The sequence below is a fragment of the Aquamicrobium zhengzhouense genome (assembly GCF_016124105.1).
In the GTDB taxonomy this organism is placed as follows: domain Bacteria; phylum Pseudomonadota; class Alphaproteobacteria; order Rhizobiales; family Rhizobiaceae; genus Aerobium; species Aerobium zhengzhouense.
Genome location: NZ_JADGMQ010000021.1, coordinates 1 through 13,021, shown reverse-complemented (window position 1 = coordinate 13,021; position 13,021 = coordinate 1). Strand labels below are relative to the sequence as shown.

11 protein-coding genes are annotated in these 13,021 nt (G+C 58.5%); 6 read left to right on the top strand and 5 right to left on the bottom strand.

The window, feature by feature from the left end; genetic code table 11:
- The first annotated feature begins 24 nt into the window (after positions 1–24).
- Together IOD40_RS18755 and IOD40_RS18750 are read left to right on the top strand one after the other, a co-directional pair.
- Positions 25–2,898 (top strand): FAD-binding and (Fe-S)-binding domain-containing protein, encoded by a 2,874-nt coding sequence (locus IOD40_RS18755; protein ID WP_198478236.1) that lies wholly within the window; start codon positions 25–27, stop codon positions 2,896–2,898.
- A gap of 21 nt (positions 2,899–2,919) precedes the next feature.
- The gene (locus IOD40_RS18750) at positions 2,920–3,060 is read left to right on the top strand and encodes a hypothetical protein (protein ID WP_198478235.1); all 141 of its coding nucleotides are present in this window, start codon (positions 2,920–2,922) and stop codon (positions 3,058–3,060) included.
- 188 nt (positions 3,061–3,248) lie between these two features.
- Here the strand turns inward: IOD40_RS18750 and IOD40_RS18745 are convergent, their stop codons facing one another.
- From IOD40_RS18745 to IOD40_RS18725, 5 genes are read right to left on the bottom strand one after another with little or no spacing between them, the layout of a single operon-like run.
- Positions 3,249–3,818, bottom strand: coding sequence for a GspH/FimT family pseudopilin (locus IOD40_RS18745; protein WP_210336979.1), 570 nt, complete (start codon positions 3,816–3,818; stop codon positions 3,249–3,251).
- Between the two features lie 54 nt (positions 3,819–3,872).
- Positions 3,873–4,325 carry a hypothetical protein gene (locus IOD40_RS18740; protein ID WP_198478233.1) on the bottom strand — a complete coding sequence of 151 codons (453 nt, stop codon included), beginning with the start codon at positions 4,323–4,325 and terminating at the stop codon, positions 3,873–3,875.
- Positions 4,326–4,346: 21 nt separating this feature from the next.
- Positions 4,347–5,171, bottom strand: coding sequence for an SH3 domain-containing protein (locus IOD40_RS18735; protein ID WP_198478232.1), 825 nt, complete (start codon positions 5,169–5,171; stop codon positions 4,347–4,349).
- 13 nt (positions 5,172–5,184) lie between these two features.
- On the bottom strand, positions 5,185–7,101 hold the full coding sequence (locus tag IOD40_RS18730; RefSeq protein WP_198478231.1) for a vWA domain-containing protein: 1,917 nt from the start codon (positions 7,099–7,101) through the stop codon (positions 5,185–5,187).
- The gene (locus tag IOD40_RS18725; RefSeq protein WP_198478230.1) at positions 7,098–8,075 is read right to left on the bottom strand and encodes a hypothetical protein; all 978 of its coding nucleotides are present in this window, start codon (positions 8,073–8,075) and stop codon (positions 7,098–7,100) included. Before IOD40_RS18725 ends, IOD40_RS18730 begins: the two co-directional genes overlap by 4 nt.
- 227 nt (positions 8,076–8,302) lie before the next feature.
- Between IOD40_RS18725 and IOD40_RS18720 the strand changes: the two genes are divergently transcribed.
- The 4 genes from IOD40_RS18720 (at position 8,303) to IOD40_RS18705 (ending at position 12,891) form a co-directional block, all read left to right on the top strand.
- Positions 8,303–8,740 (top strand): molybdopterin-dependent oxidoreductase, encoded by a 438-nt coding sequence (locus IOD40_RS18720; protein ID WP_198478229.1) that lies wholly within the window; start codon positions 8,303–8,305, stop codon positions 8,738–8,740.
- Positions 8,737–10,548 carry a sensor histidine kinase gene (locus IOD40_RS18715; RefSeq protein ID WP_198478228.1) on the top strand — a complete coding sequence of 604 codons (1,812 nt, stop codon included), beginning with the start codon at positions 8,737–8,739 and terminating at the stop codon, positions 10,546–10,548. Before IOD40_RS18720 ends, IOD40_RS18715 begins: the two co-directional genes overlap by 4 nt.
- The gene (locus IOD40_RS18710) at positions 10,545–11,198 is read left to right on the top strand and encodes a response regulator transcription factor (protein ID WP_198478227.1); all 654 of its coding nucleotides are present in this window, start codon (positions 10,545–10,547) and stop codon (positions 11,196–11,198) included. Before IOD40_RS18715 ends, IOD40_RS18710 begins: the two co-directional genes overlap by 4 nt.
- 706 nt (positions 11,199–11,904) lie before the next feature.
- Positions 11,905–12,891 carry a TRAP transporter substrate-binding protein gene (locus tag IOD40_RS18705; RefSeq protein ID WP_198478226.1) on the top strand — a complete coding sequence of 329 codons (987 nt, stop codon included), beginning with the start codon at positions 11,905–11,907 and terminating at the stop codon, positions 12,889–12,891.
- Positions 12,892–13,021 lie beyond the last annotated feature (130 nt).

Below are 13,021 nucleotides of genomic sequence, written 5' to 3'. Positions count from 1 at the left end.
CGCCCAACTTGGAATCAGTTGGCGATGGATCTTTACGCGTCCTTTTTGTCGGCGTTACGCGCGGACGGCTTTGCCGGAGACCTCAGCCAAGAGCCTTCCGTGCGTCAGGTGCTGGCGACCGACAACTCGATCTATCAGGTTGTTCCTGATGCCGTCGCATTTCCGAAATCGACGGAAGACTTGCAGCTGATCGGAAAGCTTCTCGCCCTTCCCCAATTTGACAGAATCGTCGTGCGCCCGCGCGGCGGAGGCACCGGCACGAATGGCCAGTCGCTTGGCGGAGGACTGGTTATTGAATTCTCCCGCTATCTAACCGCCATCCTTGAGATCAACGTGGAAGAACGTTGGGCGCGGGTCCAGCCAGGTGTCATCAAGGACAAGCTCAACGAGGCTCTGCTGCCGTTCGGCCTGTTTTTCGCTCCAGAACTTTCCACCTCTAATCGCGCCACGATCGGAGGTATGATCTCAACCGACGCCTGTGGCCAAGGATCGTGCCTCTATGGGAAAACGTCCAACCACATTCTTGAGTTACAATCGGTGCTGGTCGGTGGCGAGACCTTCAATGCACATCCGCGCTCGCTGAACGAGATCGACAACGGCACTGGTCGTGAGGGTGACATCCTTCATGCACTTAGCCGCGTCGCACACGAATATGCCGACTTGATCGAAGACCGGTTCCCGAAGATGAACCGCTTCCTCACGGGCTACGACCTTGCCCATCTGCTTAACGAAAAAGGGGAGATTGACCCCAGAGCTGTCCTTTGTGGATCGGAAGGCACCCTGGCGCTTCTCACAGAGGCGAAAGTCAACCTCGTTCCAATTCCGAAGGTCTCGCAGCAGATCAACATTTTCTACGACGATTTTCAGGCTGGTTTAACGGAGGCGCGGTTGCTTGCCGGCCTCGGCGCGGCCGCCGTGGAAACCATCGACAGTCGCGTCCTCTCCCTCGCCCAAGCGGATCCGATCTGGGAACAAGTGGCTCAGTTCTTCCCCGACCACGGAGCGAAGGGCGTAAACCTTGTCGAATTTGCCGGCGACGATGAGGCACAAATTGCAGCTCACGTAGACGCTGCCCTCTCCCGGCTTAGGGAGTCGCCGTCGATGCGCCGCGGCTACACTCTGGCCCGCGGTACGGACGTCGCGCGGATTACGGAAATGCGCAAGAAGGCTGTCGGCCTGCTCGGCCGCACTGCTGGTGCCCGCCGGCCTGTCCCGTTTGTCGAAGACTGCGCTGTTCCACCTGAAAACCTTGAGCCCTTCATCCGCGAATTCCGCGCCATTCTGGACCGCGAGAAACTTCAGTATGGAATGTTTGGCCACGTTGATGCCGGCGTCCTCCACGTTCGCCCCGCTCTGGACCTTACAAATCCTGAGGATGAGCCTCTCGTACGGCGGGTGACCGAACAGGTTGAGGCCTTGGCGCGCAAATATGGCGGACTTCTGTGGGGGGAGCACGGCAAGGGCTTCCGGTCGGAGTTCGTGCCGCAGGTCTTCGGATCGCTCTACCCCGCGCTTGAAGAGATCAAGCGAGCGTTCGATCCAAACGATCAACTTAACCCTGGCAAGATCGCCTCATCGAGGGGCGCACCGCTGCACAAGATCGATGAGGTTCCGCTCCGAGGAGCATCCGATCGCCAGATCCCCAAGCATCGGCGTCAGGAGTTTGAAGGCGCAGTTTCCTGCAACGGCAATGGCGCGTGCTTTAACCAGATGCAAAATGACGTCATGTGTCCTTCTTACAAGGCCACGAATGACCGTCGCAACTCGCCGAAAGGACGTTCTGCTCTCGTACGCGAGTGGTTACGACAAGGGGGACCAGACGGAAAAGCTGACCCCAAATTTGAGAGGGACGTGAAGCACGCTCTGGACGAATGTCTTTCGTGCAAGGCGTGCGCCCGAGCCTGCCCGGTGCAGGTGGATGTGCCCAGCTTCCGTGCCAGGTTCATGGAGAGCTGGTACAGCCGCCATAAGCGGCCGTTGCGAGACGTTTTGCTGGCTGGCCTCGAGGTGATCGTGCCGATCGCGTCACGCTTTCCTAGCTTGTCTAATTTGGGACTGGACGGCCCCTTCACCCCGCTGCTTAAGGGGCTCGGGCTGACCCACCTGCCTCGACTACCAAAACCACTGCGTCACGACGATATGCAGGGGGCGGGCTTGCAGCAATTACGCGTAGGGGCACTTCCGGATCCGGAAACCTCGGTCATCATCGTCCCCGATGCATTCACCCGCTACTTTGAGCCCGCGCTGGTGTTGGATCTTGCGCGCATCATGAAGACGCTAGGCTACAGCCCTTACCTGATGCCATTCCGGCCCAGCGGCAAGCCCTTGCATGTGTTGGGCAAACTCGAGGCGTTCGAGCGCCAGGCTCGGCGCAACGCGGATGCCTTGAACGCGATCGAGAGGAAGGGGTTTGCTCTCGTTGGCATAGAGCCTGCGACCACCCTCACCTATCAGGATGAGTATCGCGACCTCGCTCCCGGCGGTGTGCCCGTGCAACTTCCGCAACAGTGGCTGGCGGCGAGGACATCTGAGCTATCCACGCTAGAAAGAAAACATACAGCAAACCCGCTGACGCTTATGTTGCACTGCACGGAGCGCACTATGCGCCCCGAAAGCAAGGGCGAGTGGTCAGCGATATTCAACGCTCTTGGAACCGAGATCTCTGTCCCCAATGCCGGGTGTTGCGGCATGGCAGGCACGTGGGGGCACGAGACGAGAAACGTGAAAACTTCTGCGCGCATTTTCGAAATGTCTTGGCGACAGCATGTAGAACGGCAGGGTCGACAAATACTAGCGACGGGTTTCTCCTGCCGATGTCAAACAAAGATCCAAGCAGGCCGAGACATAGCTCATCCCCTGCAAGAGGTGAGACGTATGATCTATGGCGACGGCTTTTAGAACCTCGGGCGATCTCGCAACATGCGCAGACACGTTGGCACGGCGCGTGACCCGGGCGGCGCTGGTGCCGATGAACTCTGGCCCGGCCTCTACGCCTGTCGTCACGAACTGGTCCATCGTCCAGACGTCGCCCTGGTGATGGCAAAACCGCCCCTACCCTAGAAACTCGGCGTCAGGGACGTTCTCCAGGTTTGGATCGTCACGCCCCAAAGCCTGGAAAGATCCGCTCGTATTCGTCTTCCACAAAGGCGGTGCGCTCTGCCTCACCTATTTTGTCACCGGCGGACACAGCCTCTCGATCGATTTCCGCGTTTTCGGACTGCCCGGTAGGCGCTCCTTTCGTCACCGGATCAAGGCAGTGACACGTCACCTCGGTTGCTCACTCTCTGCAACTCGAAGCGAGCGCTGAAATCTACAGGGTCATCAGGATTGTGCACGACCGGCTCGCCAGTCTGGCCAGTCATCACGCCGCGTGCGCTGGCGACGATAGAGAAATTGTTGGCATCAATCCTGGTGACACTGTCGATTTCAAATGTGCCATCGGTCATGGCGTAGAAGTCATCCTCACCTTTGGGGAAGAAGCGGATTGATGGCGCGGGCTTTTTCTTGAGCTGAAGCGTGTCCGGATCAAGCGAAACTTCCACCCGGATCGTCGCCTGCCCGGCCCTCGGCTCGATGCTGTCACGCGCTTGAATTACGACGAACACGTCGTCGGGAGAGATGTTCACTCCGCCCATTAAACGCGGCTCCAGAATCAGCCAGCTTGCGGTGTGCACCTGGCGGCCAGGATCGGCCGAAACAGTATTCGAAGTGGTGTAGTACGTCATTCCCTCGTTGCCAAACGAGATTTCGATAGTCCCAGTCTCCTCGTAAACAGGCATTTCTTGCGCCAGCGCTGGCATAGCGAGCAGGATCGCCAATGAAAAATATGAGAAAAAACCACTTTGCATCTGGCTGGCCTTTCAGATTTGTGATCAACCGCCGCAATCGAGTGTGAGGATTGCGTCGTCATCGACCGTGTTGCCACTTTGATCAACGAGGACGAGAGACGGGGCGATCATAGTTCTGCCCATGACCTCCAGGACAAATTCCTGCGACACGTATCTTCCGGCTCTGAGATTGCGGTCAGCGCTAGCGAAAGGCCCACTGACGCCAAGGTCGACGGTCAGTTCGTTCCCCGTCGATGACAGTTGGAAGTAGAACTCCTCCCCATCCGGTGCCGTACCTGGGCCGCCGACCTCAATATCGTCAACGCCGTCTTCCCTGTAAATTGCGCACATCACCGGCGTGAAGGCATAGGGGCCCGCCGATGTCTCCAATACCCCGGTGCCAGTGCCGGCAGATGCAGGCTGTGAGCAGCCGAAGACAGCCAAAAGAGATAGCGTTACCGCAAAACCTTCTCTGCCAGTCCTTGGTGTCCAATTCATCGAGAAGATCATTTCGCACCTCTACGGAATAGACCAGCCATCGTGCTCAATCCGGAATATGCGCAAGGGGGCGCCCGGTTGTGTCGTATCTGCGCGCAGATAAAAGGCAGCGCGCTGCGGCTGGCCGAAATTTGTGAAATCGACATTGATGGTAATCATCCCCCGCAGCATGGGAAGATCTGGATCAGGCGCGATGCGAGTGACGTAGCCCTCAAAATCCTGCCCACCATAAAGTGGATGTGCGCCTACGCCCGAACGCATCAGCGCGACCACATCTGAGGTGAAATATTTCGCGGCCAAACCGCCTTGAAGCATATCAGCTCCCCGGCCTTGTTCCGCCAAGGCCTGCGCATCGTAAAGACTCCGGACAAGCCTCTCCGCCTCATCGACAATGGCATCACCAGCAGACGAATACCCCGCCGCCCCGCTAGGCCTGGTGCTGAAAACCTCCACCGGACCTCTTTCCGGACCTGAGGCGGCCAAATCGTCTGGCGTGATGAAACGCTGGGCGACCCATCCCGCCTTTGTCATCGCGGCATTACGCATCAGGCACCAGCGTTGCGGCAGGGCGTCAATCTGCGCCTGAGTAAACCGTTCATAGTGGGCAAGGGTGTAGAACGGGACACACGTGATCTGCTGCATGCCACGCTCATTGTGAGCGAATGTCTCGATTATCGGATAGTTCGTCCCCGGCCCCATGCGCGCATTGAGCACGTCGTGTGGCGAAACCGAGGTGACACGCCACGCATCCGGGCCATGGCCGTCGATTTCGGCCCGTGCAGGTGCGATCGCGACAGCCGTCGTGATCCACAGGACGGCAAGCAGTGCCGATTTTAATTTCTTCAACGCTCCCCCCGTCTCATTCAGTCACGGTGATGGTGCGGGTAAAGACCACCTCCCGGTCACGGAAGCTGTACCGAAGTTCGTATGTTCCGGGTTCGCTAGGCATCTGGAGGCGCACCGGGTTTCCATCGCGGACGTAAGCATAGTGGAGGTAACGACCGCCTTCCCGCCCGATCTGGATATTGTCGTAGGAAGCCGCAGGGCCAACCCAGCCGATCTCGATCACCGCACCGGCAGGCGCGGTTTTGGGGGCAACAATGTTGAGATCTATGGGCGCTATCTCAATCGGCCTGGTATGAATCACCTCGCGATCCCGGAAACTGTAACGAAGTTCGTACGTGCCGGGTTCTATAGGCATCTGAAGCCGCAGCGGGTTTCCATCGCGGACGTAGGCATAGTGGAGGTAACGGCCGCCCTCCGGTCCGATTTGGATATTGTCGTCGGAAGCCGCGGGGCCGACCCAGCCGATCTCAATCACCGAACCGGCAGAGGCGGTTTCAGGGGCAATGATGTTGAGATCTACCGGCGTTATCTCAATCGGCCTGGTATGGATCACCTCGCGATCCTGGAAGCTGTAGCGAAGTTCGTACATGCCGGGTTCGATAGGCATCTGGAGCCGCAGCGGGTTTCCATCGCGGACATAAGCGTAGTGGAGGTAACGGCCGCCTTCCGGTCCGATCTGGATGTTGTCGTCGGAAGCCGCCGGGCCGACCCAGCCGATCTCGGTCACCGAACCGGCAGAGGCAGTTGTCGGGGCAATAATGTCCAGTTCTATGGGCGTTATCTCAATCGGCCTGGTGTGAATTACGTGGCGATCACGCAGGCTGTAGCGCAGTTCGTAGTTTCCAGGCTCGGCGGGCAACTGGAGACGCAGCGGGTTTCCGTCCCGCGTATAGGCAAAATCTATATATCGGCCCCCGACATGGGCGATCTGGATGTTGTCACTCGGCTCGTCCGGGCCGTTCCAGCCAATCTCGATCACCTTCCCGGCTGCGGCACTGTCCGGCGCGACAAGCGAAGCCGTTGGAACCGGCGTCTCGAACACCATCGAATGGGTACGCGGTTGCCTGCCCACGATCGCAAGCTGTGCCGATTGCTCCTGCTCCAACGCGACGTGATAACCGGTGACTTCCCAAGGCCCGGGAGGCAATTCGATCAGGCCCGGGTTGCCCTCAACCTCAAAGCTTTCTCCGTCCAGGCTGAAGGTCCAGGTGATGGGAGTTTCGACAAGAGGCCCGTCTTCACCGTCCATCACTGCACGCAGTGTCAGTTCCGTCGACGAGGGAAGCGCTGCTGGCGCGGCGACCACCTGCTGTAGCGCTTCTGTCAGTTCCTGCGCGTTGTCTGCAGTAAGAAAGCGACCGCCCGTCTCGCTTGCGATGCACTGCATCTGAAGCAGCGCTTCCGCCTCGCCCCTGACGTCGAAGCCGATCACATGGGCGGTGAAGTCTATACCGGCTCGCTCCAGTTCGCGGGCGGCGGCGCAAGGATCCGGATTGCAGGTCTCAATCCCGTCCGAGACGAGAATGACAGTCGCAACCTGCTCCGTATGACGCAGCGATTGTGCCGCCGCGATCACCGCATCCGTCATCGGTGTCATGCCGCGAGGGTTCAGTCCATCAACGATCCTGACGATCTCGTTTGCAGTTCCGGGCGCAGGTTCGATGACCGTCTGGATGTCCGAGCACTGTCCGCGTTCGCGATGACCATAGGTGACGAAGCCGAGCGGCTCGTCCGCAGGAAAATCGGCGAGGATGCCGGAGACAACCTCTCGGGCAATGACGATTTTGTTCACGCCGTCAATCTGGCCCCACATGGAGCCGGAAGCATCGAGCACCAGAATGGTGCCCGGCTTGTCCTGCGCAAGTGCGGGGGCAAGCGAAGCCGTTCCGATGGCGAATGTGCCTAGAACAGCCATCAGAAGACCTTTCATGCGGGTGCTCCACTATGCGCTTTGCCCGCGGTGCCACCGCCGAGGATGCGAGACTTGATCTTGCGAAAATGCGAAGACATTTGTTCGAGCCGCGCGTCCCATTCAGGATCGATCTGCTGTCCCTCGGTGGTACGGAAGTAGACCTGCATCATGCAGGCGATGGCGAAGGGCTCAAGGAATGCTGCCTTGACGCTCCACGCAAAAAGCAGCGCGAACACAAAGCCACCCGCCGTCCATGCGCCGGGCAGCATGTAGGCGAAGGCCGCGGCCGGCGCGAGCACGACGAGAAAGACGGCGAACGACAGGCCATAGACGAACAGCGTCAGCCAGGCGGCGTTCTTCAGCATCGTCTTCCAGTTCTGGCCGTAGAGCACCAGAGCTTCCCGCGCCGAGCGCCAGGTGTCGGTCGAGCGTGCCCGGATGGCGTGGGCGAGGATCACCTCATCGACGAAGCCAACGGCGATCCGCAGGAATGCTTGCAGGAGAGACATTATCTGCCTGACGCCGGGCAGCGGGAGGATCGACAGGATGCCTCGCGCCAGCCCGGTGATGGTATGGATCACGCCTTTGACCAGTTGATCGAGCGCGAACAGGGCCGAAGCCTGAACGAAACGCTCCCTAACCACGGTCGTTGCATGACTGATCTGGCCTCGTCCCTCCGGCAATTGCTTGCCATCGATGAGTTCGACCAAGACTGCGATATGACCCGCCTTGACGATGTAAAGGGTGTACTCGCGCAACCAGTACATGACGACACCGAAGACGCTGAAGCCGATCGCGCCACCCCAGAGCGATGAACTTTCCTGGAACCCCTCGTCACTGAAGCTGCCGAGGCCATAGCCGATTCCGGCCCCCACTCCCGTCACCAGCACGTAGCCGACTGCAATACCAAAATAGACTGCCGCGCGCAGCACGATGAAAGGCATGGTCCGTCCCATCATCGCAAGCGCGCGGACGGTGCTAAAATCCCACATACTTCCTCCCACCCTTGCCTTGGCATCATGAAATCTAGCAAAGTGAAAGCAAACGCGCCCCGTTCAAATGAACGGGGAAATGTCGGGAAATCTCGCTATAATCTGCTACGATCTATCCAGACGCGATAGATTTAGAAAAATTGAGGGTCAACTTGCGTGGACTTCTCCTTGCCGCAATTGTGGCTGCCGTTTGCATCCAAACACCTTCCATTGCACGAGATTCGTCAATGCTGGCCATCCCCGAAGGCCCATTCGTGCTCGAAGTACGCGGCGGGATCTCGAGGACCAATATCGACGGCGCAGCGTATTTCGACATGGAGATGCTGAAGGCGCTTCCATCCGCCCGCCTGGAGACGTCAACGGCAGTTACCGATGGGGTGCGCCGTTTCGGCGGCTTCTTGATGCGCGACCTGCTGGCTCACGTCGGCGCGCACGGTTCCACCGTGATCGCAACAGCGCTCAACGATTACATGATAGAAATCGAGATCAACGAATTCGACCGGTATGACGTGCTGGTGGCCTATGAGATGGATGGCGAGCCGCTCCTTTCCTCGGACAAGGGGCCGCTATGGATTGTCTATCCCCGCGATCAGCATGCCGCACTTAAAGACATAAGATACGATTACCGCTGGGTGTGGCAATTGCAGCGGCTCGACATCAGATGAACTGGACCACGCGCGCATTGCTGGGCGTCGCGCTGCCGATCCTGACGATCGCCGTTTTCATCGTCCTGCTGGCGTATTCGCTGACCCGCCTGTCCGAGGTCGAGCGCGACATGCGCATTGAGGCGACACAGAACATGTTGTGGGTGATCTCGCGTGCGCATCTTGCGAGCCTCCAGTTAAGCGAGGCGGCTGCGACAAGCACCGCCGACTACGCGGATCAGCCTGAACTGCGGTTGCGCTACAACGTATTCCTGAGCCGATTTTCCTTGCTCGATGACGGTCCGCAACGTCGTCGAATGGAGCAACTCGGCTTCGCCAATGCACTGCGCGACTTTCGCAACGTTCTTCCCGAACTTGCCGGATTGATCGGCTCCCCCGAAATACCGGACATCGAGCGCTTGCACGGCCTACTCGCGCCGTACAACGCCATGCTGGGTCAGGCTGCCAACAAGGCTATGGTCGCGGAATGGGATGATTTGGGCAACAAGCTCGATATCTCGCGGGACCAGCTTTGGCACATCATCGTCTCGCTGGCAGGCATCGCTCTGGCGGGCGCCGCACTTTTCATCCACTTCCTGCTGGCGATACGCGAGGCGAGAAGACGTACGCGGCTTCTGAACAAGGAGAAGGCGTTCTCAGAACTACTGATAGGCTCCAGCAGCGAAGGCATTATCGCGGTCGATAAGGAGCGCTGCTGCACCGTATGGAACGAGGCTGCGGAGCGTTTGTTTGGCGTGACTGTCGACAAAACAATCGGCCACAGGCTGGCCGACGTTTCGGGCTTCTTCCAGATCGGAAGGATCGAACAGGCAATCGGCGAAGCGCTTGCGGGTCAATCTGCGGCATTGCTGGACCAGCCCTTCTTCCTACCCGGTCAATCCGATGCGCTCTATGTCGATCTACGCTGCTTTTCACTGCGCGATGGCGAGCGGATCGTTGGTTCAATCCTGCTGATATCCGACGTCACAGAACGGCGCGCAGCGCAAAGAGCGATTGCCGATCATCGCGACCGGCTGGAGCAACTTGTGCAGGAGCGCACTCAGGAACTCGACGCGGCCCTGACGCGCGAGCGGGCGACCGCAGAGCTGTATCGAAATTTCGGCACGATGGTCTCACACCAGTTCCGCACACCGCTCGCAATCATCGATTCTGCGCTCCAGAGGCTGATGAGGCGGCGCAACAATCTTACTCCGGACGAGGTTCTGCAGCGCGGGAGCAATGCCCGACAGGCGATAGAGCGGCTGACCAAACTGGTCGAGAGCACACTCGATTCCGCACGGCTCGATGCCGGTCAGATCGAGATACGCATCCAACCATGCGATCTCGGGCAATTGGTCTATGATCTCTGCCTTCGACAATCCGAACAAACGCCTGATCGAAAGATCGAAGTTATCCCCGTGGAAGGACATGCAGCGATTGCCCATTGCGACCCGGTCCACGCGGAGAACATTCTCACCAATCTCTTGTCGAATGCGGTGAAATATTCGCCCCTTGGGACAACGATCGACGTCTCCGTGGAAACGAAAAATTGCCGCGTTGAATGCGCCGTCAGCAACCAGGGAGCCCTCGACCGGCAAGACGGCCCGAATGTCGTTTTTGAGCGGTATTTTCGCGGAACGAATGCGGAGGGACGTCCAGGCATCGGCATTGGGCTTTACATAGCCCGGACGCTCGCAAGGATGCAGGAGGGCGATGTACGGATCGAAAGAGGTGAAGACGACCGGATCACCTTCGTCCTCGACCTTCCTTGTGCAACCACCGTGACGGCAAAAGACGAAGCCCCCTTATCCCACTCGGAACCAGCATGAACAGCCAATCCGTGAGCCTGAGAAACAACCGCGCTGTAGTTCTGTGCATTGAGGATGAAGACGCCCTGCGCCGCGATATCACGGACGAGCTGGTCGAAGCTGGCTATGTTGCCATTGAAGCGTCTGATGGAAACCAAGCGCTTGAGCTTTTGAACACAACCCGTCCTGACCTGATCCTGTGCGATATTTCGATGCCTGGCCGCGACGGCTATGAGGTTTTGAAAGCGGTTCACGCGAAGGGGGCCGGTTTTTCCGACATTCCGTTCGTATTTCTGACGGCGCTCGGTGATCCACGGCAAGTCGTGGAAGGCAAGCGTCTTGGCGCAGATGACTATTTGGTCAAGCCGATCGACTACGACCTGCTGCTCGCGACCGTTGGGGCCCGCCTGCGCCAGATTGAGCGCATTCGCTCGTCCTTTCCGTCGGTCGATCCCTCTGCTGGTGCAGCGACAGCTGCTGCTTCATTCGGCCTCACAGCATCGGAAACCCGTATCGTCCTCGCCCTCGTGGAGGGAAGGCAATTGTCCCAGATTGCGGACAGCTTCAATATCTCGCGCACCACTGTCGCGTTCCACATGCGCAACATTTTCCAAAAGACCCGCACCAGCCGGCAGGCAGAACTGGTCACGTTGCTACTGCGTCAGCCCTAGGCAACCAGGTAACAGGCGGATTGGCGGCGAAGAGCCGAGCCACGACGCTCGTTCGTCATCGGCTCCATTGCCGCGCAGAACAGCGCAAAGCGAACAAGATTTATTCTGACGAACGATGCGTCAGCGCAGCAATCCGATATTCGCTGCACGGCAAAGTGACGATGCAGGCAGCTGGGACGAATTTTGATGAAGCTGTAGTTACCTGGCCAGCCGGACGATGGGGATGCCAGACCAGAATGCCCAGATACGCATTCTTAGAGAAAACCGCGCCACAGAGTGGCGTGGCGCTTCTTTAACGGGACGATCCCCGCTTCATTTTGCGCGACATTCGCTCTCCGCCCTCGTCCCCCAAATAAGGCTACTCTTCGCGTCGCGACAAGTTTGTCGAGCATCCGCACCCTTTGCTCCGCAAGCATGTTTGGCGTGGAAGTAATCAAGCAACTGCCACCCTCGCCAACGCCGCCAATCGTGCCGCGCCGAAATGACCATAAGAATGGACAACGCCACCATTGATTCTTTGTTTTTCGCACGCGGCTTTTTGGGCAACGCTTGCATGTCTTACTTCGGTGGCTCTTATTGACTTAGCCATCTCAATTTGGGTGTCTAGAAGTATTTTGGATGGCAGGAGAATTGCACTAACTTTAGAACAGGATGCGCCTTGCGCCGGGGGGATAAATCGACGCAAGGCCCTTGGAGGAAACCTTACATGTTCAAGTCTGCACTTTTTGCGACGGTAGCCGTCGGGTTGTTGTCGGTATCAGGCGCTTTGGCGAAGGAACTGAAGCTGGCTGACTTCCAACCGCCAACACATTTCGCATTGGAAAAGGTCTACAAGCCGCTGGGCGAAGCCATCGCCCAGGCTACAAACGGGGAAGTCACCGTCAAGACCTATATGGGTGGCGAACTTGGACCCGGTCCTGCTGAACAGTATAACCGCGCTGTTGACGGGGTTGCCGATATCGTCTTCAGCCTGCCTGGCTATACCGCTTCGACCTTCCCGCTGACCCTTCTCGGTGAACTGCCCGGCGTCATCGATGCCGAAACCGGCACCGAAAAGATCATTTCCGCGCAGGACCTGCTCGATCAGGAATACCGACGGGTGAAGCTGCTGGCGTTGTGGAACAACCAGCCGAACATTCTGTTCTCGGCCAACAAACCGATCCGCACGCTCGAAGACCTCAAGGGCATGAAGATCCGCGTGCCATCGCGCAACGCAGGTCTGGTCGTTGAAGCCTGGGGCGGCGTGCCGGTCTCGATGCCGGCACCAGACGTCTACAATTCGATGCAGACCGGCGTGATCGACGGTGCGATGATCGACGCCACCACGCTCACCGCTTTCCGACTGGCTGAAGTAACGAAGAGCATCACCGTTGGCATGGATACGGCGATCTCGCAGTTCTTCCTTGTCATGAACAGCGACAGCTTCAACGAGCTTTCGGAAGAGCACCAGAAGGCCGTAATTGAAGCCGGCAAGGACGCTGCCCGCAATGGCCACAGGGCGTGGGCGGAAGTTGCCGTAAGTGCGCTCGACGCCTTTGCCAAGACCGAAGGCAAAGAGGTCATCACCCTCTCCGATGAGGAGATTGCCAAGTTCAACGCAGCTTCTGCCCCTGTAGTCGAGGAAGTCGTCGCTGAGGTCGAGGCGTCAGGCGCAGGCGCCCGCGCCTACGTTGAAGCGCTGAAGAATGACTAACGATCCGGTAACGGAAACCCAACGCAAAGAGGGCCTGTCCCATTCGACTCCGGTCGAATGGGCGGTGCGCTTCTTGACGTCACTTTCGGCGATTGCGTTGGCGATCATCCTGGTGACGACCTTTGTCGGC